Source organism: Endozoicomonas gorgoniicola, from assembly GCF_025562715.2.
GTDB lineage: Bacteria > Pseudomonadota > Gammaproteobacteria > Pseudomonadales > Endozoicomonadaceae > Endozoicomonas_A > Endozoicomonas_A gorgoniicola.
In genome coordinates, this window is record NZ_JAPFCC010000001.1 from 690,275 (window position 1) to 712,095 (window position 21,821).

A 21,821-nucleotide genomic window follows, 5' to 3' on the forward strand; every position below is an offset into this window, starting at 1 on the left:
GGGGGCTGGAGGTTAGAGACCTCCGGCTACCCGATTTAGCGTGCTGCTACTTGTTCCACTGAAGTAGAACATATCTTGATTTTTCCCAGTGAAGCTTTCTGTAAGGAACATTGTTTTTTTCGCAAAGAGCCTTGATAGTAGGTAAATAGACCTTTGGAAAAGCATCACCAAGTATTATTGCTTTTAGTGATTGAGCAAAATTAATGAATTTACCACATACTGGTTTATAATGTTTTGCTACAGCAACAATTCTAAATTCATTCTCATCTTTGTAGTCTGGCTGTTTTTGAAAGAATACATGATCTTTACTATCAATTATATAGTCACTAGCCATCTGTTCCGGAGAACACGTAGAAAGTTGATAACCATCTACAGACAATGCCGTGCTTGTAAGCTTAACACTGGGATCTTTGTATGTAACATAATCTGAAAGAATTTGATGTTCACTTGCAAGTTGATTTTCAATTTCTTGCATTAAAGCCTGCTTCGAGAATACCAAACAAATGCCTGTATGATTTTCAGCATATTGCGACCACATTCTTGATTTTAAGCAACCTTCCTCTACGAGCTGATCATCTTCATATCTATTTTGGCATAATGAAATAAAACCTGAAGATTTAACCAACTTTTCAATTGAAAAAGTTGTTTCCGCAATTTTATCTAAATGACTGTCTTCCCAGCCCCAACCTATTGCAGAGGTCATTTTACTCTTATATTCTTGTGGATCATTAGTTAGTTTAAAATCACCAAACCTTAAAGTTTGATTATCAAGAATATGCTCAATCGCTGTATCTTTTCGAGTAAAATGATAAAGGGCATCACAACTGCTTATAAATCGAGTTATTTCATCTTCGTGATTGTATTGTAACTTCATTCTATCAATTTACTCCTGCACGCTAACGCCTGGTTCAGCCGCGTGCCGAAGGCACGTCGGGTGAGCGAAGCGAACGAACTGCAACCATTTGGTACGCCCGGCATGGGCATGAACTTATGGGGTGAAAGTCCCCTGTGGGTAAACCAGCATCGGATCTGGAGCCGAATAAGCCCACCGATGACAACCACTAGCTTAAGGCAAGTGCAATCTCGCGAGGGATTGTGCGGAGGCAGTCTGACTGCAAAAGTGCGAGCCGACGGACAGAAATCGCATACAAGGCCGACACTCGTGGGCGAGTGAGCCAAAGATCACAAAGCCCTCTGGTTTGAGAGACACGGTAAATGCGGCGGTTGTGTACTGAAAGTTCATGTTCTTATCCGGGGAGATCTGTTCAACATGCGATTGGTCAATCCCAGTTCTCAGCCACTGGTTACAACAGGCTCGGCGGACAGGGCTCATCATCCTGTTCGAGCAAACCCGATGTCCACCAATAGCGCCCGCAGGAGTAATTCTGTGTGGTGATTGAACAGAAGTCAGCAGACGTCATAGTAGTTGTTTGACAGAATTCGTTAATCTGATTGGAAGTCGTCAACGAAGGACTGAACACCGATGAAAAGAGGAGACTGATTCCCTCAACACAGTGCAGCCGTCCGGCGACTCACTGGGGTTGGCGAAAGAATCTTTAACCAACTTTGAACCACGATCTACTGAGTTGCGCACTGGAACCAGCCAATTTGCTGAAAGCATGGAAACAAGTCAGAAGTAACAAAGGAACTCCCGGAATAGATGGGATCACCATTGAAGCCTATCCTGACTTTGCCCGTCAGCGCTGGCCTTCAGCGCGCCAAGCCTTACTCAATGGGACTTACAGACCATCTCCCGTCCTCCGGGCTGTTATAGAAAAGCCCGATGGTGGAGAACGGTTGCTGGGCATCCCGACAGTCATGGATCGAGTGATACAACAGGCCATTGTGCAGGTATTATCACCCATCTTTGACCCTGACTTCTCTCCCAGCAGCTTTGGTTACAGACCGGGAAGGTCTGCACAAGATGCTGTACAGCAGGTTAATCGATACATTAAGCAGGGGCTGCATCAGGCGGTTGATGTTGATCTGAGTAAATTCTTTGACACAGTCAGCCACGATGTTCTTATGTCGAGAGTCTCTCGAAAGATTCACGACAAGCGTCTGTTGAAGCTGATTGGCCGCTACCTTCGTGCTGGCGTCATGATTGATGGGCAATGCTACCCAACCCGGGTAGGTATGCCACAAGGCGGTCCACTTTCACCGCTGCTGTCGAATGTCCTTCTCGATGACCTGGACAAGGAGCTGGAGTACCGGGGGCATTGCTTCGCACGCTACTGCGATGACTTTGTGATCCTTGTTGGCAGCCAGCGAGCTGGGGAGCGAGTGATGGAAAGCATCACAAGTTACCTTGAGCGCAAGCTGAAACTGAGGATAAACCCGACAAAGAGCAAGGTGGTGAAAGCTACCGAAGCTGAGTTCCTGAGTTTTACCTTCACAGGGAAGCGAATCCGCTGGTCGGAGAAGAGTCTGAACCGTTTCAGGCGGAAAATCCTGAAACTCACTGGCCGAAGCTGGGGAGTATCGATGGAATATCGCTTGAAGAAGCTGACCGAATATATCCGGGGCTGGATGGGTTATTTCAGGATAACCGAATATTACAGTCCCATACCGCGACTGGATCAATGGATACGTCGGCGGATTCGCTGTTGTTTTATCAAGCAGTGGCGAAAGCCGAAAACCCGTTACAGAAATTTAATCAGGTTAGGTGTTGATCACATCAAGGCCGCCTCGATTGCAGCCAGTAGCAAAGGGTATTACCGGCTAAGCAAAACCTATGCGGCACAGTTAGCATTAAACGACAGTTCTCTCAGTAAACTCGGGCTTGTTTCCCTGAAAGATTTGTGGATCAGGTTTCACCATCCTCGGTGAATCGCCCGGTGCGGACCCGCACGCCGGTGTGATGTGGGGGCTGGAGGTTAGAGACCTCCGGCTACCCGATTTAGCTGCGATTTGACGATCTTGATAATAGCAACCATAATGCAACCATATAGACACTAAAAAGGTTGTTAACTATGCCAGCACTCACGATAAAAAATATTCCTGACTCTTTGTATAAAAAGCTAAAAGAGGCTGCTAGTGCGCACCATAGAAGCATAAACAGTGAGCTGATCCACTGCCTTGAGCAAATGCTATTACCCAAAAGGGTAAGCCCCGCAGAACACCTGAAAAAAGCCAGGGAGCTACGACAAGGCATAGACTCCGACATGATTAATGTTGATGACATTCATGATGCTATAGATCGAGGTAGAGCATGATTGTTGTTGACACTAATGTACTTGCATACCTGTACTTGCCCACCAAGTACACACCAAATGCAGAAAAGCTACTGGAAAGTAACCCTGTTTGGGCTGCTCCCCATCTTTGGCGAAGTGAGTTTCGCAATGTATTGGCTTTGTACCTACGAAAAAATATTATCACTTATGAGAGAGCATTGCAGATTCAGGCTGAAGCTGAAAACCTCATGATTGGCAATGAATTTGAAATGAAGTCAATCAATATTCTTTCCCTCGTAAATAGCAGCGAATGCTCAGCTTATGATTGTGAATTCGTTTCATTAGCCGTAAATTTGAATACGAAGCTCTACACGATGGATAAAAAAGTTCTCAAAGAATTTCCAAAAATATCCTGCTCTCTGAAAGATGTCATCTGTTGACTTCAAGCAGCTAACGCCTGGTTCAGCCGCGTGCCGAAGGCACGTCGGGTGAGCGAAGCGAACGAACTGCAACCATTTGGTACGCCCGGCATGGGCATGAACTTATGGGGTGAAAGTCCCCTGTGGGTAAACCAGCATCGGATCTGGAGCCGAATAAGCCCACCGATGATAACCACTAGCTTAAGGCAAGTGCAATCTCACGAGGGGTTGTGCGGAGGCAGTCTGACTGCAAAAGTGCGAGCCGACGGACAGAAATCGTATACAAGGCCGAGTCTCGTGGGCGAGTGAGCCAAGGATCACAAAGCCCTCTGGTTTGAGAGATACGGTAAATGCGGCGGTTGTGTACTGAAAGTTCATGCTCTTATCCGGGGAGGTCTGTTCAACATGCGATTGGTCAATCCCAGTTCTCAGCCACTGGTTACAACAGGCTCGGCGGACAGGGTTCATCACCCTGTTCGAGCAAACCCGATGACCACCAATAGCGCCTGCAGAAGTAATTCTGTGTGGTGATTGAACAGAAGTCAGCAGACGTCATAGTAGTTGTTCGACAGAAGTCGTTAATCCGATTGGAAGTCGTCAACGAAGGACTGAACACCGACGAAAAGAGGAGACTGATTCCCTCAACACAGTGCAGCCGTCCGGCGACTCACTGGAGTTGGCGAAAGAATCTTTAACCAGCTTTGAACCACGATCTACTGAGTTGCGCACTGGAACCTGCCAATTTGCTGAAAGCATGGAAACAAGTCAGAAGTAACAAAGGGGCTCCCGGAATAGATGGGATCACCATTAAAGCCTATCCTGACTTTGCCCGTCAGCACTGGCCTTCAGCGCGCCAAGCCTTACTCAATGGGACTTACAGACCATCTCCCGTCCTTCGGGCTGTTATAGAAAAGCCCGATGGTGGAGAACGGTTGCTGGGCATCCCGACAGTCATGGATCGAGTGATACAACAGGCCATTGTGCAGGTATTATCACCCATCTTTGATCCTGACTTCTCTCCCAGCAGCTTCGGTTACAGACCGGGAAGGTCTGCACAAGACGCTGTACAACAGGTTAATCGATACATTAAGCAGGGGCTGCATCAGGCGGTTGATGTTGATCTGAGTAAATTCTTTGATACGGTCAGCCATGATGTTCTTATGTCGAGAGTCTCTCGAAAGATTCACGACAAGCGTCTGTTGAAGCTGATTGGCCGCTACCTTCGTGCTGGCGTCATGGTTGATGGGCAATGCTACCCAACCCGGGTAGGTATGCCACAAGGCGGTCCACTTTCACCGCTGCTGTCGAATGTCCTTCTCGATGACCTGGACAAGGAACTGGAGTACCGGGGGCATTGCTTCGCACGCTACTGCGATGACTTTGTGATCCTCGTTGGCAGCCAGCGAGCCGGGGAGCGAGTGATGGAAAGCATCACACGTTACCTTGAGCGCAAGCTGAAACTGAGGATAAACCCGACAAAGAGCAAGGTGGTGAAAGCTACCGAAGCTGAGTTCCTGAGTTTTACCTTCACAGGGAAGCGAATCCGCTGGTCGGAGAAGAGTCTGAACCGCTTCAGGCGAAAAATCCTGAAACTCACCAGCCGAAGCTGGGGAGTATCGATGGAATATCGCTTGAAGAAGCTGGCCGAATATATCCGGGGCTGGATGGGTTATTTCAGGATAACCGAATATTACAGTCCTATACCGCGACTGGATCAATGGATACGTCGGCGGATTCGCTGTTGTTTTATCAAACAATGGCGAAAGCCGAAAACCCGTTACAGAAATTTGATCAGGTTAGGTGTTGATCACATCAAGGCCGCCTCGATTGCAGCCAGTAGCAAAGGGTATTACCGGCTAAGCAAAACCTATGCGGCACAGTTAGCATTAAACGACAGTTTTCTCAGTAAACTCGGGCTTGTTTCCCTGAAAGACTTGTGGATCAGGTTTCACCACCCTCGGTGAATCGCCCGGTGCGGACCCGCACGCCGGTGTGATGTGGGGGCTGGAGGTTAGAGACCTCCGGCTACCCGATTTAGCTGTTCCTTCCAAGCTGTGAACTCTCGTATTTTTGCCCAATATTATCAACTCTGACCCATCCACATACTCTGAACTAAAAATGCTACAAGTTTCACAGACCTTGAGCTTATTTGCCCCAGATACAAACTCTGTTGCCTATTCTGGCGCTGCACGAAGGAAAGAAACTCTGAACCTGCTTGCCGACCACAAACTCAGGAGGTGATGCGAATGGAATGAGCCAAAAACTCTTGATTCGATGGTCGGCATTGCACGCTGGAAAAAGCAATAAGCCTGATCGCCAGATTGCACAGAACCAAAGAAGTCTTTTGCTGATGAACGCTACCGCCTACCAGCAAAGATAAAACTTACAGTACATTCCTTTGCGCATTTAGGGCTGACATGGATGAAAAATATACGACCGTTCCCAATCGCTAACTTTGTACGAAGAGAATACTGGTTTCAGGTGTTGATTTCGAGGGTTATATGAAATGAAAACAGCCTCTTGCTTTTGAGAAAGAAAAGGGACTGAAGTTTAGCGGACTAGCCCGCCCGGCGGGCACACAACCCAGAGTAACTCTTAGCTGCCAACCTCAATTCTTCGTCCTACGATAAGGAAGGAGGCATATCCGAGCCAGAGACCGAACGCACACTGGTGCTCTTGCCCGAAGTTTAGCGTGGTCGGGAGGCTGGCGACCGCATCACTGATGACGCCTGGCGATCTCGTTCAGAAGACTACATATGATCGACAGCCCCATACCCGGATATGCCTTCGTTCAGTAGTGTAGGAACGCAGTCATGAAACACAACCCAAATCCGGCTAAAGTTCAAAAGCGGATATCTGGCCATCTAAAAACCGTGAACCTCTATGCTGCAGGCATTGATATTGGTTCAGAGTTCCACTTTGTTGCTGTCCCTAAAGAGCTCGATGAACAGTCGGTTCGGTCTTTTGCCTGCTTTACCTCTGATCTCGAAATGATGACTCAATGGCTCGTGAAAATCGGAATTACGACCGTGGTCATGGAGTCTACCGGAATCTATTGGATTCCCGCTTTCGAAATGCTTGAAGAGCACGGCCTTGACGTCAAACTGGTGAATGCTCGTCATGTTAAAAACGTCCCTGGTCGTAAAAGTGATGTGCAGGACTGTCAGTGGTTACAACAACTGCATACTCATGGCCTGCTTGAGGGAGCTTTTCGCCCTGAAGATCAGGTGTGTGCCTTGCGTGCCTATATGCGTCAGCGTGAAACCCTGATCCGTTACCGGGCGTCGCACATACAGCACATGCAGAAAGCTTTACGGCAAATGAACCTGTTGTTGGACAATGTCGTTGCGGATATCACTGGCAAAACGGGGATGGGTATCATTCTCTCCATTCTCGCGGGAGAGCGTGACCCAGAGGTACTGGCCAAACACCGGGACTCTCATTGTAAAAAATCAGAGAAAGTCATTGCTAAGTCACTGCATGGGCATTACCGGGTGGAACACCTATTTGCCTTAAAGCAGTCTGTTGAGCTTTATGATTTTTACGAAAAGCAAATTGAAGCTTGTGACAAGGCATTGGAAGACCAGTTGAACCAGTTTGATGATAAGTCCGAGAGTATCTCTCTGCCTGCAAAACGCAAATCAGCCAGCGCCCCTGCTTTTGATGTAAGAACTCACCTTTACCGGGTGACAGGGGTAGATCTGACATCGATTGAGGGAATAGAGGAAAATACCGCCCTGAAGGTAGTTTCTGAAATTGGTACAGACATGAGTCGCTGGCCGACAGTGAAGCACTTTTGTTCCTGGCTGGGACTGAGCCCGGGAAACAAGATATCAGGAGGCAAAGTGTTGAGCAGCAAGACCAAAAGAATCCCTAACCGGGCCGCTTCTGCTCTGCGTATGGCTGCACTGACTCTGGTGAGTTCGAAAAGTGCGCTGGGAGCCTATTATCGTCGAATGAGAAGTAAGCTGGGGGCACCAAAAGCGATTACAGCGACTGCACATAAACTTGCCCGGCTGATTTACAGCATGCTGAAAAACGGCTCAGAGTACGTAGATAGAGGTCAGGACTACTACGAGGAGCAATACCGTGACCGAGTCATTAAAAACATGAGAAAGCGCGCTGAAGACATGGGTTACAAACTGGTCGAAATTGAAACAGCCGCACCATCTTGACTCTATGCAAATAACTAGTCCCGAAGGAGTTACTCAGAAGCAATTTCTGGCTGCTCTGATTCAAATAGTACAGCAAAAGTAGAAGCGTCTAATATCTATAGTGTCACTGACTTTGATTACACAATGAATAATCAACAAGCGGTTTCTCTATCATTTGGTCAAACAAATGAAAATTTTTGTTCTGCAACGATTTATAGATCCTCTGTAGCCAAAGGCTATAAAATTCAATCCAAACAAAATAACAACAAATCAATATCTGCTGACTGTCATTGGGACGGTAAATATTATGTCCAGTCTTCAAAACATCAGACATCAGTAGACCTCGAAATTTCTGACCTTGACAGGAATGCAAAAAATGCAGTTCTTAACATTTCATTGAAACTGATTGAACCAAAAAGTGGAGAATTCTTCACCTTGAACAACGTAGCTCTTAATCTTAGTGGCAATAATTTCGATAGCCTGGTGAAAGAAATATAACAAAAAGTTCCAGTTCGTTCCGGGGCTTCGCCCCTCCACCCGACGCGCCTTCGGCGCGCGGCTGAACTTGGCGTTATGCGGATAAACTCAACATATGATTTCTGTCGTAAACTTCAGATTTGTTGAGCATTTGGGTTTGTGAGCCTTTCCCAAGCTGGCGAATTGACTCTGTGCCTACCAATAATCAGTGTCGTGCAATGCCAGCAGAAAGTTCAGTTCTCTTCCCCGCTGCCAAGATGGTTTCGTGCCTGGTAGCGGCAGGGAGGCGCGCCAGCCCAGAGTTCAGAATGTTTGGCAAAGTTCAAACAAGCTGGCCGCAGCTTCCGAGTGCTTACCGCTTGGCATGGCAGCACATGGTTTCTGTGCGCCTTGTTGGCGTTAGTCTGTGCCCGGCTGGCAAGCAAGCTCTGTGTTCGTGCAACGCCAGTAATGAATTTTCTGTTTCGGTGCTGTTGGCAGGTTCCGAGAAAAACTCAACAGGTTTCGCAACGGTGGCAAAGTTCTTGCCCAGCAACAGAATCCGAGTAAAGCAAATCCGCATAACAAATGGTTGCAGTTCGTTCGCTTCGCTCACCCGACGTGCCTTCGGCACGCGGCTGAACCAGGCGTTATGCGGATAAACTCAACATATGATTTCTGTCGTAAACTTCAGATTTGTTGAGCATTTGGGTTTGTGAGCCTTTCCCAAGCTGGCGAATTGACTCTGTGCCTACCAATAATCAGTGTCGTGCAATGCCAGCAGAAAGTTCAGTTCTCTTCCCCGCTGCCAAGATGGTTTCGTGCCTGGTAGCGGCAGGGAGGCGCGCCAGCCCAGAGTTCAGAATGTTTGGCAAAGTTCAAACAAGCTGGCCGCAGCTTCCGAGTGCTTACCGCTTGGCATGGCAGCACATGGTTTCTGTGCGCCTTGTTGGCGTTAGTCTGTGTCCGGCTGGCAAGCAAGCTCTGTGTTCGTGCAACGCCAGTAATGAATTTTCTGTTTCGGTGCTGTTGGCAGGTTCCGAGAAAAACTCAACAGGTTTCGCAACGGTGGCAAAGTTCTTGCCCAGCAACAGAATCCGAGTAAAGCAAATCCGCATAACAAATGGTTGCAGTTCGTTCGCTTCGCTCACCCGACGTGCCTTCGGCACGCGGCTGAACCAGGCGTTATGCGGATAAACTCAACATATGATTTCTGTCGTAAACTTCAGATTTGTTGAGAATTTGGGTTTGCGAGCCTTTCCCAAGCTGGCGAATTGACTCTGTGCCAACCAATAATCAGTGTCGTGCAATGTCAGCAGAAAGTTCAGTTCTCTTCCCCGCTGCCAAGATGGTTTCGTGCCCGGTAGCGGCAGGGAGGCGCGCCAGCCCGGAGTTCAGAATGTTTGGCAAGGTTCAAACAAGCTGGCCGTAGCTTCCGAGTGCTTACCGCTTGGCATGGCAGCACATGGTTTCTGTGCGCCTTGTTGGTGTTAGTCTGTGCCCGGCTGGCAAGCAAGCTCTGTGTTCGTGCAACGCCAGTAATGAATTTTCTGTTTCGGTGCTGTTGGCAGGTTCCGAGAAAAACTGTAAGCGGTTGGTGAACCCCATCTACCCCTATTTCCACCAATCCGCTATTTTTAAATCATCCGGTGTGAGATTCATTGGTAACAGGTGCTCAACACTTGCCCCTTTAGGTAATTGCGGAACTCTGGACAGCACATAGCGGAACCAAGCATAAGGCTCCAGACCGTTGGCTTTGGCCGTTTCGATCAGGCTATACAGAACTGCGCTGGCATTGGCACCATTAACGCATTGGGCAAAGAGCCAGTTCTTGCGACCGATCACAAAGGGTTTTATCGCTCGCTCTGCGGCATTGTTGTCAATGTCCAGCAGTCCGCTATCAAGATAGCGCATCAGATAAGGCCACTGATTTTGCGCATAAGTAATGGCTTTGCCCAGCTTGTTTTTCGGGGCTATTTTCGGTTGCTGCCTGTCCAGCCATTTTTTCAGCTTATCCATAACCGGTCGGCTTTCCGATTGCCGGATCTGGAAGCGTTCTTCAACAGATTTGTCTTTGATCCTTCTCTCTATGGCGTAGAGCGTCTGGATCATGTTCAGCACCTGGGCCGGTTTGCTGATTTTAGTTTGCGGCCCACCCTTCTTTTTGGGGATAGCGTCCAGAGCTTCCTTGAATTTTCTGCGGGTGTGCGCAAGGCAGCCAACCAGCTCAATCTCTGGCTGCTTGCTGCTCAGGGTTTTATAGGCAGGCAAGCCGTCACACTGTAAATAGCCGCTAAAACCGGACAAAAACGCTTGTGGCCGTCCGTGATCCCTGCCTGACTGGTAGTTGTACAACACAACGGGAGAACCCAGCTGCCCTGTCGTACGATACAGCCACATGTAGGACTTGTTTTGCGGTGTACGATCAGGTTCGTTCAATACCTGTAGTGGTGTTTCATCCGCCTGGATGCATGGCTGCTTAACCAGCATCTTCTGTAAAGTGTCGTACAGTGGCTGAAGTAAAACCGACACCCTGATCATCCATTCAGACATTGACGCACGACGGATCTCTACGCCCATGCGCTTGAGGATAAACTCCTGACGGTACAGTGGCAGGGCGTCGCAGTATTTGCTGGTGATAATCCAGGCCAGCAGGCCGGGGGTAGCAATACTCTTGGGGATAGGCAGTTTCGGCATCGGCGCTGTCTTAACGCCAGACTCGCACTCACAGCGGTACTTTAACCGCTGAAATTCAATGACTTTAACCTGGGCCGGAACAATGTCCAGCTTGCAGCTACTTTCGTGACCAAACGCCTGAAGCGCTTTGCCGCAGCAGTCGCATTGTTTTTCTTCTTCGGAGACATCCAGTGTTACAACATCACGGGGCAGGTCTTCAGATAATGTTTTTCTGACAGGCTTTTTCCGCTGGTGAGCCTCAATGGTTTGGGTTTCAGGCTCTTGCTCTTCTTCAGTGGCTTCTTCAGCCAGTTCTTCCGCTTCATTAAAGCCGTCATTCACCACCCTATTCAGGAATAAATTTCTTGGTACGTTGAGCCCAAAATAAAAATGATCGTCGATTGCCTCTCCGATATTCCAACCATGTGTTTCTCCGTCCCGTTAACCGACAGCACATGAATCCCATCAAAGCACAGGAAAACCCATCTGCCCGTTGGGTTCTGGGCTGGTTTCTTCTTCATGTCCGGGAACGTTCGGCTCTGCCTTTTCAGTTCATAGCGGATTCGATGCTGAATTGCAGCATAGACCATAAGGCAGAGTGTCATCACCATTAACAGGGCCTCAATACGCTCAGGTTTTTTGAGATACAGTGAAGACACCAGAAAATCAGGGCTCTTCAGGAAGCGAAAACCTCTCTCAACCTGCTGCTGGGATTTATACGTCCTCAGTAGTTCGCCAGCGTCAAGCCGGGCTGTATCTGTATCGTTGGTTGCCAGAACAAAACAACCCAACGATGCTTCTGCATCACGACGAGTCTGTACAGCAACCGCGCAGGAGCCTGTCACATAATATTCATAGTGGTCGGGAACTGTCCCATCAGCAGGACGGCCTTTGGTTTTATAGCAGGGACTCTCGATGATCTCAGGTTCAGCCTGGCAGTATACGGACTGTTTTTGCCATAGCTTGAAAGCTTCCATGGCATCCGATTCGCAACAGAATGGCTTCTTGCCCAATTTCTCAAGTTCCTTGAATTCCTTCAGGGACTTTTTCTGCATACGCCTTGTCAGTGTCTTCTGTTCTGTTTTCTGGCTTTGATTATTTCGAAACAGTACCCAACGTTGTACGACACCTGCATAGTCAGACAGAGTTTCTACAGATTCGTAATGCTCAAACCCTTCAACCTCAACCATTGAGCGCAATGGCGCACTTTGAACCAGTTCTTTGGCTGCACCAATGTTGAGAGGAACTCTGGAGATAAACAACTGATCCTGCTGACTCAGTTCCTGAACGGTTTCAGCCACATACAATGCGGCATCACCGATGAAGTAACGGGCATTAAGTGCCGCTTTGAAGCTCTTTATATGCTCAGAAACCACTTGTTTGAAACTGGTCTTGTCCGTCACATTACCGCTGGCTGCTTTCATAAACATCGGAATGCCTGCCCGGTTTTCGGTCAGCAGGAGCAATATGGCCTGGTTCAGATCAGGACGATGATCTCGGCTGTAGCCCTTGCAAAGCCTGATGCAATTGAGGTCTTCGCCACTGACTTCCTCCTCGCTGTTATAACGGCCATCGACGTGAAATCCTGTGCCATCAAGGTTGAGTGCATCACATGGCAATTTGAGATGCGTAGCCACCTTGATAGCCAGCTCAAAATAGACTTTACTGACACCCAGTTCAAACAGTTCATCCAGTGTTCTTCCAAGAACTTTGTCGTTTATGTGCTCGGGCTCAATCCCCTCTCTGATCAGTTTATCGAGGGGTTTATTGGAGAAGAACTGAGGGAACATGTGGAGAGACTGCCCCGTAAAGCCGAGGCCATTGATAATCATCGCGACAACGGCCTCACCGTGGGAGATGTTCCATTCGTCAGATACTTTGGGCGCGCGCCTGTCGATATGGTCGGCAATGCCCAGCTCTTTGCACATTCCAGCCACTAGACCGAGATGATCCATGACCTGAGAGCGGTATTGAATAGGAGGCATAACAAGGCTTCTTGATATTTGCTTATCTGATAATAGATAGCAGGTATTAGGAAAATGTCATGCTGGGTGGTGAATGTCGGTTAAAGAGCAGTCCCTGATCTTCAAAACGTTCGCTGGAGGAACCAAATTTCTTATGCTGATATAACCGGAACTGTTCTTCATACCACGCCAGTTTCGTCTTCAGCTGGATAATTTCGTAAGCGGTTGGGGAACTCCATCTACCCCTATTTCCACCAATCCGCTATTTTTAAATCATCCTGTGTGAGCTTCATAGGCAACAGGTGTTCGACACTGCTGCCTTTGGATAGCTGAGGTAATTTAGACAGTACGTAGCGGAACCATGCATAAGGCTCCAGACCGTTGGCTTTGGCCGTTTCGATCAGGCTGTACAACACTGCGCTGGCTTTGGCTCCATCTACGCATTGGGCGAAGAGCCAGTTTTTGCGACCGATCACAAAGGGTTTTATCGCTCGCTCTGCGGCATTGTTGTCGATATCCAGTAGCCCGCTATCGAGGTAGCGCATCAGATAAGGCCACTGATTTTGCGCATAAGTAATGGCTTTGCCCAGCTTGTTTTTCGGGGCTATTTTCGGTTGCTGCCTGTCCAGCCATTTTTTCAGCTTATCCATAACCGGTCGGCTTTCCGATTGCCGGATCTGGAAGCGTTCTTCAACAGATTTGTCTTTGATCCTTCGCTCTATGGCGTAGAGCGTCTGGATCATGTTCAGCACCTGGGCCGGTTTGCTGATTTTAGTTTGCGGCCCACCCTTCTTTTTGGGGATGGCGTCCAGAGCTTCCTTGAATTTTCTGCGGGCGTGCGCCAGGCAGCCAACCAGTTTAATCTCCGGCTGCTTGCTGCTCAGGGTTTTATAGGCAGGTAAGCCGTCACACTGTAAATAGCCGCTAAAACCTGACAAAAACGCTTGTGGCCGTCCGTGATCCCGACCTGACTGGTAGTTGTACAACACAACGGGAGAGCCCAGCTGTCCTGTCGTACGATACAGCCACATGTAGGACTTGTTTTGCGGTGTACGATCAGGTTCGTTCAATACCTGTAGTGGTGTTTCATCCGCCTGGATGCATGGCTGCTTAACCAGCATCTTCTGTAAAGTGTCGTACAGTGGCTGAAGTAAAACCGACACCCTGATCATCCATTCAGCCATGGACGCACGACGGATTTCTACGCCCATGCGCTTGAGGATAAACTCCTGACGGTACAGTGGCAGGGCGTCACAGTATTTACTGGTGATAATCCAGGCCAGCAGGCCGGGGGTGGCAATACTCTTGGGGATAGGCAGTTTCGGCATCGGCGCAGTCTTGACGCCAGACTCGCACTCACAGCGATACTTTAACCGCTGAAATTCAATGACTTTAACCTGGGCCGGAACAATATCCAGCTTGCAGCTGCTTTCGTGACCAAACGCCTGAAGCTCTTTGCCACAGCAGTCGCATTGTTTTTCTTCTTCGGAGACATCCAGCGTTACAACATCACGGGGCAGGTCTTCAGATAATGTTTTTCTGACAGGCTTTTTCCGCTGGTGAGCCTCAATGGTTTGGGTTTCAGGCTCTTGCTCTTCTTCAGTGGCTTCTTCAGCCAGTTCTTCCGCTTCATTAAAGAGCAGTCCCTGATCTTCAAAACGTTCGCTGGAGGAACCAAATTTCTTATGCTGATATAACCGGAACTGTTCTTCATACCACGCCAGTTTCGTCTTCAGCTGGATAATTTCCAACTGAAGCGATTCAAAGGTCGGGCTGTCTGGCGTAGTGATCGTATTCATGTCGTTTATTATCCGACAGGCGCCCTGTAGTTTGCATTGAAGCAGGTCATGGAAATTCAGGCGGCAGGCTGGTAGTGCAGAGGTTGATGGGCTTTTTTCTGCTCTACCGGCAACCCGTCCAAGAGCCAGTTCAGTTCTCGGCGTGTTAATGCGATGGCCTGATCCGGAGCGTCCTGACGAGGCCAGTTAAAACAGCCCTTTTCCAGGCGGCGATAGTAGAGCCAGAAGCCGTTGGTTTGCCAGTGCAGAATCTTGAGCTTATTGCGCCCCCGGTTGCAGAAGACAAACAGGCTTTCGGAAAATGGATCCAGTTCCAGCACTTCACTGACGATGAGGGACAGGCCGTCAATGGACTTGCGCATATCCGTCACGCCGGGTACCAGGTAAACGCTGAGAGATGAGGATGCACCAATCATGCGACCTCCAGAAGGTTGAGAACCTGCTTTAAAGCACCCGGGTCAAACCCGGCGGCCAGCTCAACCCGGAAGCCCCCGGGGCTGATAAGGGAGATACCTGTTTCGGTTGTTTCTGCGGGTGTCTGTTTTTTGCTGACTGGTTCTTCTGCAATAGAAACAGGAATCAGGGGTTGTGAATCCTGAACTGGCTCAATGACAGCCTGGTTGAAGTGACGTCGCTTGTGATAGCCGAACGTTTTGACCGAAAGCTGATGCTTCCGGGCGTATTCCGTCTGGGACAGGCCGCTTTTATTCCAGGCGTGGATGTGGTTTTTCCAGAAATCGTTGGTGCGATAGGTTGTCATGACTGCTTCCTACAGTTTGGAAGCATTAGTGTTCAGGATTTTAAAGCAGTCTGGTAGATGGAGTTAGCCTGACGCTTACATAATTTCCAACTGAAGCGATTCAAAGGTCGGGCTGTCTGGCGTAGTGATCGTATTCATGTCGTTTATTATCCGACAAGTGCCCTGTAGTTTGCATTGAAGCAGGTCATGGAAATTCAGGCGGCAGGCTGGTAGTGCAGAGGTTGATGGGCTTTTTTCTGCTCTACCGGCAACCCGTCCAGAAGCCAGTTTAGTTCACGGCGGGTTAATGCGATGGCCTGATCCGGAGCGTCCTGACGAGGCCAGTTAAAACAGCCCTTTTCCAGGCGGCGATAGTAGAGCCAGAAGCCGTTGGTTTGCCAGTGCAGAATCTTGAGCTTGTTCCGTCCCCGGTTGCAGAAGACAAACAGGCTTTCGGAAAATGGATCCAGTTCCAGCACTTCACTGACGATGAGGGACAGGCCGTCAATGGACTTGCGCATATCCGTCACGCCGGGTACCAGGTAAACGCTGAGAGATGAGGATGCACCAATCATGCGACCTCCAGAAGGTTGAGAACCTGCTTTAAAGCACCCGGGTCAAACCCGGCGGCCAGCTCAACCCGGAAGCCCCCGGGGCTGATAAGGGAGATACCTGTTTCGGTTGTTTCTGCGGGTGTCTGTTTTTTGCTGACTGGTTCTTCTGCAATAGAAACAGGAATCAGGGGTTGTGAATCCTGAACTGGCTCAATGACAGCCTGGTTGAAGTGACGTCGCTTGTGATAGCCGAACGTTTTGACCGAAAGCTGATGCTTCCGGGCGTATTCCGTCTGGGACAGGCCGCTTTTATTCCAGGCGTGGATGTGGTTTTTCCAGAAATCGTTGGTGCGATAGGTTGTCATGGCTGCTTCCTATAGTTTGGAAGCATGAGTGTTCAGGATTTTAAAACAGGCTGGTAGATGGAGTTAGCCTGACGCTTACGAAAAACTCAACAGGTTTCGCAACGGTGGCAAAGTTCTTGCCCAGCAACAGAATCCGAGTAAAGCAAATCCGCATAACAAATGGTTGCAGTTCGTTCGCTTCGCTCACCCGACGTGCCTTCGGCACGCGGCTGAACCAGGCGTTAGCTGTAGCCAGAGTACAGTGAATGGTTTTCATCCGTTTCAGTGTTCTTGTCGTCAAGTTTTTTTGGTTCTGAGTTGCTTTCAGCAAAGCAGAAAAACTCAGCAAGTCAAGTTCAGTACAAGCTGGCGAGAGAGGACGGTGCATTTTCCAGCGTGCAATGCCGACCATCGAATCAAGAGTTTTTGGCTCATTCCATTCGCATCACCTCCTGAGTTTGTGGTCGGCAAGCGGGTTCAGTGTTTTGTAAGCGTCAGGCTAACTCCATCTACCAGACTGCTTTAAAATCCTGAACACTAATGCTTCCAAACTGTAGGAAGCAGTCATGACAACCTATCGCACCAACGATTTCTGGAAAAACCACATCCACGCCTGGAATAAAAGCGGCCTGTCCCAGACGGAATACGCCCGGAAGCATCAGCTTTCGGTCAAAACGTTCGGCTATCACAAGCGACGTCACTTCAACCAGGCTGTCATTGAGCCAGTTCAGGATTCACAACCCCTGATTCCTGTTTCTATTGCAGAAGAACCAGTCAGCAAAAAACAGACACCCGCAGAAACAACCGAAACAGGTATCTCCCTTATCAGCCCCGGGGGCTTCCGGGTTGAGCTGGCCGCCGGGTTTGACCCGGGTGCTTTAAAGCAGGTTCTCAACCTTCTGGAGGTCGCATGATTGGTGCATCCTCATCTCTCAGCGTTTACCTGGTACCCGGCGTGACGGATATGCGCAAGTCCATTGACGGCCTGTCCCTCATCGTCAGTGAAGTGCTGGAACTGGATCCATTTTCCGAAAGCCTGTTTGTCTTCTGCAACCGGGGACGGAACAAGCTCAAGATTCTGCACTGGCAAACCAACGGCTTCTGGCTCTACTATCGCCGCCTGGAAAAGGGCTGTTTTAACTGGCCTCGTCAGGACGCTCCGGATCAGGCCATCGCATTAACACGCCGAGAACTGAACTGGCTCTTGGACGGGTTGCCGGTAGAGCAGAAAAAAGCCCATCAACCTCTGCACTACCAGCCTGCCGCCTGAATTTCCATGACCTGCTTCAATGCAAACTACAGGGCGCCTGTCGGATAATAAACGACATGAATACGATCACTACGCCAGACAGCCCGACCTTTGAATCGCTTCAGTTGGAAATTATCCAGCTGAAGACGAAACTGGCGTGGTATGAAGAACAGTTCCGGTTATATCAGCATAAGAAATTTGGTTCCTCCAGCGAACGTTTTGAAGATCAGGGACTGCTCTTTAATGAAGCGGAAGAACTGGCTGAAGAAGCCACTGAAGAAGAGCAAGAGCCTGAAACCCAAACCATTGAGGCTCACCAGCGGAAAAAGCCTGTCAGAAAAACATTATCTGAAGACCTGCCCCGTGATGTTGTAACGCTGGATGTCTCCGAAGAAGAAAAACAATGCGACTGCTGTGGCAAAGAGCTTCAGGCGTTTGGTCACGAAAGCAGCTGCAAGCTGGATATTGTTCCGGCCCAGGTTAAAGTCATTGAATTTCAGCGGTTAAAGTATCGCTGTGAGTGCGAGTCTGGCGTCAAGACTGCGCCGATGCCGAAACTGCCTATCCCCAAGAGTATTGCCACCCCCGGCCTGCTGGCCTGGATTATCACCAGTAAATACTGTGACGCCCTGCCACTGTACCGTCAGGAGTTTATCCTCAAGCGCATGGGCGTAGAAATCCGTCGTGCGTCCATGGCTGAATGGATGATCAGGGTGTCGGTTTTACTTCAGCCACTGTACGACACTTTACAGAAGATGCTGGTTAAGCAGCCATGCATCCAGGCGGATGAAACACCACTACAGGTATTGAACGAACCTGATCGTACACCGCAAAACAAGTCCTACATGTGGCTGTATCGTACGACAGGACAGCTGGGCTCTCCCGTTGTGTTGTACAACTACCAGTCAGGTCGGGATCACGGACGGCCACAAGCGTTTTTGTCAGGTTTTAGCGGCTATTTACAGTGTGACGGCTTACCTGCCTATAAAACCCTGAGCAGCAAGCAGCCGGAGATTAAACTGGTTGGCTGCCTGGCGCACGCCCGCAGAAAATTCAAGGAAGCTCTGGACGCCATCCCCAAAAAGAAGGGTGAGCCGCAAACTAAAATCAGCAAACCGGCCCAGGTGCTGAACATGATCCAGACGCTCTACGCCATAGAGCGAAGGATCAAAGACAAATCTGTTGAAGAACGCTTCCAGATCCGGCAATCGGAAAGCCGACCGGTTATGGATAAGCTGAAAAAATGGCTGGACAGGCAGCAACCGAAAATAGCCCCGAAAAACAAGCTGGGCAAAGCCATTACTTATGCGCAAAATCAGTGGCCTTATCTGATGCGCTACCTCGATAGCGGGCTACTGGATATCGACAACAATGCCGCAGAGCGAGCGATAAAACCCTTTGTGATCGGTCGCAAAAACTGGCTCTTCGCCCAATGCGTAGATGGAGCCAAAGCCAGCGCAGTGTTGTACAGCCTGATCGAAACGGCCAAAGCCAACGGTCTGGAGCCTTATGCATGGTTCCGCTACGTACTGTCTAAATTACCTCAGCTATCCAAAGGCAGCAGTGTCGAACACCTGTTGCCTATGAAGCTCACACAGGATGATTTAAAAATAGCGGATTGGTGGAAATAGGGGTAGATGGAGTTCCCCAACCGCTTACAGTGTTTTTTTCCCTCGTGCAACGCCAGCGCAAACACCAGAGTCTGTCTCTGGGGCAAAAAATCTCTGGTTTATTCTGCTTCTCAACCTTTTGACTCTGTGCCAGTGGCCAGTTCAGCGAAAAAAATGTTGGGCAAAAATGATCAAGTTCATTCTTTAAACGCTACAGCTAACAAATGGTTGCAGTTCGTTCGCTTCGCTCACCCGACCGCCTTCGGCGGCGGCTGAACCAGGCGTTAGGCGCTAAAATAAACATCGTAAAAATTGAACCAATCAGCTATCTTATGACTCATAGTTATATGCTCTCAAATGAGCATCAATAACTTATTTTCTAAATGATTTATCCATGGGAGTGCTCAGATTGCCAACTATTTTAAGAATCGGGCCATACAGGTTTTTCTTCTATTCCAATGAGAATGGAGAACCTGCCCATATTCATATTCAGCGTGACAAATCTCTCGCAAAATTCTGGTTAAAACCTGTCATGCTTGCAAGTTCAACAAGATTCTCCGCCAAAGAGATAAGAGAGCTTCAAAAGCATGTAGAAAAAAATCGAAATCAATTCTTGGAGGCATGGAATGAATACTTTAAAGGTTGAAGCCCACCCTTTGGCACAGGATGTTCAATTTTCTGAATCTGAGCTAATTGTTAGCTTGGTTGACGGCAGAGTTATTCTCGTACCAATTTCTTGGTTTCCATCTCTTGCAAATGGAACCAAACAGCAACTCAGCAATTGGGAGTTGCTAGGCGAAGGAGATGGTATTCATTGGCCTGATCTTGATGAAGATTTGAGTGTTAAAGGTCTCTTGCTCGGCATCCACTAAAAATTCGATAAGTGCAAATCGCGCCTAACAAATGGTTGCAGTTCGTTCGCTTCGCTCACCCGACGTGCCTTCGGCACGCGGCTGAACCAGGCGTTATGTGGCTTTCCTGACTTTCATGATTGATGACTATACTCAGGTGTGTTTTCTGCTGGGTCACATTACTTGAGCTATATCATGAAATTTCGATTCCTATCTTTCTTGTATCTTGTTGTGTTTTTTGGGAGCCCTGTTCAGTCTGACAACAGAAATGTATCCTTTATCTGTAACTGCTCAAAATTGACTGGCAAATCAACCTCTACAGGTCAAAGAAAGTTATCCTGATCTTTCGTATATTTCACCGTATGCACCTGCCTGACTCACTATTCTCCAGTACAGACAATGAACAATACGCCACTTCAACCATTTTTTTTGAGAATGCTAGAGATCTTTTATATTTGACATAGAAATATGCATCTTTAATTATTTTATCAATTCTTTTTTCTTGGCTTTCCCAATCATAAGAAACGATTTCCTCTAATAGTTCATCATGATCAGAAAGATATTCAAGCACCGATTCGGTGTGTATGTCAGATTTATAAAAAATAGAACAGATTATAAAACCTGAATTCGTATCATAAGTGCATAACCTCTGTAACCAGAGGATTGTTTCAGAACCTTTGAAGTGAATCAGAACTCAGGGGTATTCTGTAAAGCAACCAAACCATACAGAGGAAGCCAAGGATGGCCTATACACACCTGAGCTCTGAAGAGAGATATTATATCGAAACTGAACTCAAAAATGGGACTTCACAAAACAAAATTGCTAAAAAGCTTGGCCGTTCACAGCCTACCGTGTCGCGAGAAGTAAACCGCAATAAAGGGCAAAGAGGGTACAGGCACCAACAGGCTAATCGCACAGCTCGGCAGCGGCACAAAGATAAGCCAAAAGCTATTAAGCTGACAGACGACATTAAACAACGTATTTCAAACGATATCCGTTCAGATTGGAGTCCTGAACAAGTGGCTGGAAGGCTTGAAAAGGACGGTGTAATCAAGCTGCATCATGAGACGATTTATCAATTTGTAGCGGATGATAAACGGCGCGGAGGCTCGCTCTATAAGCACTTGAGGCACCAGAAAAAAACTTATCGAAAGCGATACGGTTCAGCTCATAACCGAACCGGTATACCAAATCGGGTTGGCATTGAAGAACGCCCCGAAGTGGTCAACAACAGAGAGCGAGTTGGTGACTGGGAAGCTGATACTGTAATAGGTAAAAATCATAAAGGAGCCATCGCTACATTAGATGAACGAAAAACCAAGCTTCGCCTTGCTGTCCCTCTACCAGGCAAGAAGGCAAAAGCGGTTAAACAGGGAATAATTGACGTACTCAAGCCTCTGAAAAGGTTTGTAAAGACAATAACATACGACAATGGAAAGGAGTTTGTTCAGCATGAATCAATTGCCAAAGCTTTAAAATGTGACAGCTACTTTGCTGCCCCCTACCATTCTTGGGAAAGAGGCCAGAATGAGAATGCTAATGGTTTGCTAAGGCAGTATTTCCCCAAGTCGATGGAGCTTAATGGCGTGACAGAAAAAGATGTCATCATTGCAGTGGATAAGCTGAACAACAGGCCAAGAAAGTGCCTGGGCTACAAGACTCCTTATGAGGCATTTAAAGAGTCAACTGGAATAGATGCAAGAAAAGTCATGGGTTATGCACTTATGACTTGAATTCAGGAAAGAAGAATCTTCAAAATTTGAAATTATTTGATCGCATAAATTTAGTAACTGCTCAAAATTGACTGGCAAATCAACCTCTACAGGTCAAAG

25 protein-coding genes are annotated in these 21,821 nt (G+C 48.2%); 13 read left to right on the top strand and 12 right to left on the bottom strand.

What is annotated here, in order from left to right; genetic code table 11:
- Positions 1 to 46: 46 nt before the first annotated feature.
- On the bottom strand, positions 47 to 874 hold the full coding sequence (locus tag NX722_RS03205; protein WP_262566688.1) for a DUF2971 domain-containing protein: 828 nt from the start codon (positions 872 to 874) through the stop codon (positions 47 to 49).
- Positions 875 to 1,566: 692 nt separating this feature from the next.
- On the opposite strand from NX722_RS03205, the gene ltrA (NX722_RS03210) reads away from it, so the two are divergent.
- The 7 genes from ltrA (NX722_RS03210) (at position 1,567) to NX722_RS03240 (ending at position 8,244) form a co-directional block, all read left to right on the top strand.
- On the top strand, positions 1,567 to 2,829 hold the full coding sequence (gene ltrA / locus NX722_RS03210; protein WP_262564722.1) for a group II intron reverse transcriptase/maturase: 1,263 nt from the start codon (positions 1,567 to 1,569) through the stop codon (positions 2,827 to 2,829).
- 143 nt (positions 2,830 to 2,972) lie between these two features.
- Positions 2,973 to 3,215, top strand: a complete 243-nt coding sequence (locus NX722_RS03215) for a FitA-like ribbon-helix-helix domain-containing protein (protein ID WP_262566689.1) — start codon at positions 2,973 to 2,975, stop codon at positions 3,213 to 3,215.
- Entirely contained in the window at positions 3,212 to 3,613 is a 402-nt protein-coding gene (locus tag NX722_RS03220) for a type II toxin-antitoxin system VapC family toxin (protein ID WP_262566690.1), read from the top strand. Before NX722_RS03215 ends, NX722_RS03220 begins: the two co-directional genes overlap by 4 nt.
- Before the next feature lie 680 nt (positions 3,614 to 4,293).
- Positions 4,294 to 5,556 carry a group II intron reverse transcriptase/maturase gene (gene ltrA, locus NX722_RS03225; RefSeq protein WP_262565434.1) on the top strand — a complete coding sequence of 421 codons (1,263 nt, stop codon included), beginning with the start codon at positions 4,294 to 4,296 and terminating at the stop codon, positions 5,554 to 5,556.
- A 287-nt stretch (positions 5,557 to 5,843) separates the two neighbouring features.
- A complete protein-coding gene (locus NX722_RS03230) occupies positions 5,844 to 5,972 on the top strand; it encodes a hypothetical protein (protein ID WP_262566645.1) in 129 nt (42 codons plus the stop codon).
- 433 nt (positions 5,973 to 6,405) lie between these two features.
- On the top strand, positions 6,406 to 7,767 hold the full coding sequence (locus NX722_RS03235; RefSeq protein ID WP_262566691.1) for an IS110 family RNA-guided transposase: 1,362 nt from the start codon (positions 6,406 to 6,408) through the stop codon (positions 7,765 to 7,767).
- Positions 7,768 to 7,890: 123 nt separating this feature from the next.
- Positions 7,891 to 8,244, top strand: a complete 354-nt coding sequence (locus NX722_RS03240; protein ID WP_262566692.1) for a hypothetical protein — start codon at positions 7,891 to 7,893, stop codon at positions 8,242 to 8,244.
- Between the two features lie 331 nt (positions 8,245 to 8,575).
- On the opposite strand, the gene NX722_RS03245 is transcribed toward NX722_RS03240, so the two are convergent.
- From NX722_RS03245 to NX722_RS03290, 11 genes are all read right to left on the bottom strand, one after another.
- Positions 8,576 to 8,818 carry a hypothetical protein gene (locus NX722_RS03245; RefSeq protein WP_262566693.1) on the bottom strand — a complete coding sequence of 81 codons (243 nt, stop codon included), beginning with the start codon at positions 8,816 to 8,818 and terminating at the stop codon, positions 8,576 to 8,578.
- A 292-nt stretch (positions 8,819 to 9,110) separates the two neighbouring features.
- Positions 9,111 to 9,353, bottom strand: a complete 243-nt coding sequence (locus NX722_RS03250) for a hypothetical protein (RefSeq protein ID WP_262566693.1) — start codon at positions 9,351 to 9,353, stop codon at positions 9,111 to 9,113.
- Between the two features lie 463 nt (positions 9,354 to 9,816).
- Positions 9,817 to 11,220: an IS66 family transposase gene (tnpC, locus tag NX722_RS03255; RefSeq protein WP_262566694.1), complete on the bottom strand. Its 1,404-nt coding sequence runs from the start codon at positions 11,218 to 11,220 to the stop codon at positions 9,817 to 9,819.
- Positions 11,221 to 11,228: 8 nt separating this feature from the next.
- A complete protein-coding gene (locus NX722_RS03260) occupies positions 11,229 to 12,863 on the bottom strand; it encodes an IS1634 family transposase (protein ID WP_262566695.1) in 1,635 nt (544 codons plus the stop codon).
- 46 nt (positions 12,864 to 12,909) lie between these two features.
- Positions 12,910 to 13,101 carry a transposase gene (locus NX722_RS28760; protein ID WP_407648057.1) on the bottom strand — a complete coding sequence of 64 codons (192 nt, stop codon included), beginning with the start codon at positions 13,099 to 13,101 and terminating at the stop codon, positions 12,910 to 12,912.
- On the bottom strand, positions 13,088 to 14,641 hold the full coding sequence (gene tnpC / locus NX722_RS03265) for an IS66 family transposase (protein WP_262566696.1): 1,554 nt from the start codon (positions 14,639 to 14,641) through the stop codon (positions 13,088 to 13,090). Before tnpC (NX722_RS03265) ends, NX722_RS28760 begins: the two co-directional genes overlap by 14 nt.
- Before the next feature lie 56 nt (positions 14,642 to 14,697).
- Positions 14,698 to 15,057: an IS66 family insertion sequence element accessory protein TnpB gene (gene tnpB / locus NX722_RS03270; RefSeq protein WP_262565324.1), complete on the bottom strand. Its 360-nt coding sequence runs from the start codon at positions 15,055 to 15,057 to the stop codon at positions 14,698 to 14,700.
- Complete coding sequence (gene tnpA / locus NX722_RS03275) at positions 15,054 to 15,401, bottom strand: IS66 family insertion sequence element accessory protein TnpA (RefSeq protein ID WP_262566697.1); 348 nt, start codon at positions 15,399 to 15,401, stop codon at positions 15,054 to 15,056. The genes tnpB (NX722_RS03270) and tnpA (NX722_RS03275) overlap by 4 nt, the downstream gene beginning before the upstream one ends.
- Before the next feature lie 194 nt (positions 15,402 to 15,595).
- Positions 15,596 to 15,955, bottom strand: a complete 360-nt coding sequence (tnpB, locus tag NX722_RS03280) for an IS66 family insertion sequence element accessory protein TnpB (RefSeq protein ID WP_262565324.1) — start codon at positions 15,953 to 15,955, stop codon at positions 15,596 to 15,598.
- Positions 15,952 to 16,299 carry an IS66 family insertion sequence element accessory protein TnpA gene (tnpA, locus tag NX722_RS03285; protein WP_262566697.1) on the bottom strand — a complete coding sequence of 116 codons (348 nt, stop codon included), beginning with the start codon at positions 16,297 to 16,299 and terminating at the stop codon, positions 15,952 to 15,954. Before tnpA (NX722_RS03285) ends, tnpB (NX722_RS03280) begins: the two co-directional genes overlap by 4 nt.
- Positions 16,300 to 16,339: 40 nt before the next feature.
- Positions 16,340 to 16,690, bottom strand: a complete 351-nt coding sequence (locus NX722_RS03290; protein WP_262566698.1) for a hypothetical protein — start codon at positions 16,688 to 16,690, stop codon at positions 16,340 to 16,342.
- A 154-nt stretch (positions 16,691 to 16,844) separates the two neighbouring features.
- On the opposite strand from NX722_RS03290, the gene tnpA (NX722_RS03295) reads away from it, so the two are divergent.
- From tnpA (NX722_RS03295) to NX722_RS03315, 6 genes are all read left to right on the top strand, one after another.
- Positions 16,845 to 17,192 (top strand): IS66 family insertion sequence element accessory protein TnpA, encoded by a 348-nt coding sequence (gene tnpA, locus NX722_RS03295; RefSeq protein ID WP_262566697.1) that lies wholly within the window; start codon positions 16,845 to 16,847, stop codon positions 17,190 to 17,192.
- Positions 17,189 to 17,548, top strand: a complete 360-nt coding sequence (gene tnpB / locus NX722_RS03300) for an IS66 family insertion sequence element accessory protein TnpB (RefSeq protein WP_262565324.1) — start codon at positions 17,189 to 17,191, stop codon at positions 17,546 to 17,548. Before tnpA (NX722_RS03295) ends, tnpB (NX722_RS03300) begins: the two co-directional genes overlap by 4 nt.
- Before the next feature lie 56 nt (positions 17,549 to 17,604).
- Positions 17,605 to 19,158, top strand: coding sequence for an IS66 family transposase (tnpC, locus tag NX722_RS03305; protein ID WP_262566699.1), 1,554 nt, complete (start codon positions 17,605 to 17,607; stop codon positions 19,156 to 19,158).
- A gap of 373 nt (positions 19,159 to 19,531) precedes the next feature.
- Entirely contained in the window at positions 19,532 to 19,783 is a 252-nt protein-coding gene (locus NX722_RS28765) for a DUF4160 domain-containing protein (protein WP_407647954.1), read from the top strand.
- Positions 19,764 to 20,009 carry a DUF2442 domain-containing protein gene (locus tag NX722_RS03310; protein WP_262566700.1) on the top strand — a complete coding sequence of 82 codons (246 nt, stop codon included), beginning with the start codon at positions 19,764 to 19,766 and terminating at the stop codon, positions 20,007 to 20,009. Before NX722_RS28765 ends, NX722_RS03310 begins: the two co-directional genes overlap by 20 nt.
- 720 nt (positions 20,010 to 20,729) lie before the next feature.
- Positions 20,730 to 21,722: an IS30 family transposase gene (locus NX722_RS03315; RefSeq protein ID WP_262563592.1), complete on the top strand. Its 993-nt coding sequence runs from the start codon at positions 20,730 to 20,732 to the stop codon at positions 21,720 to 21,722.
- Positions 21,723 to 21,821: the final 99 nt, after the last annotated feature.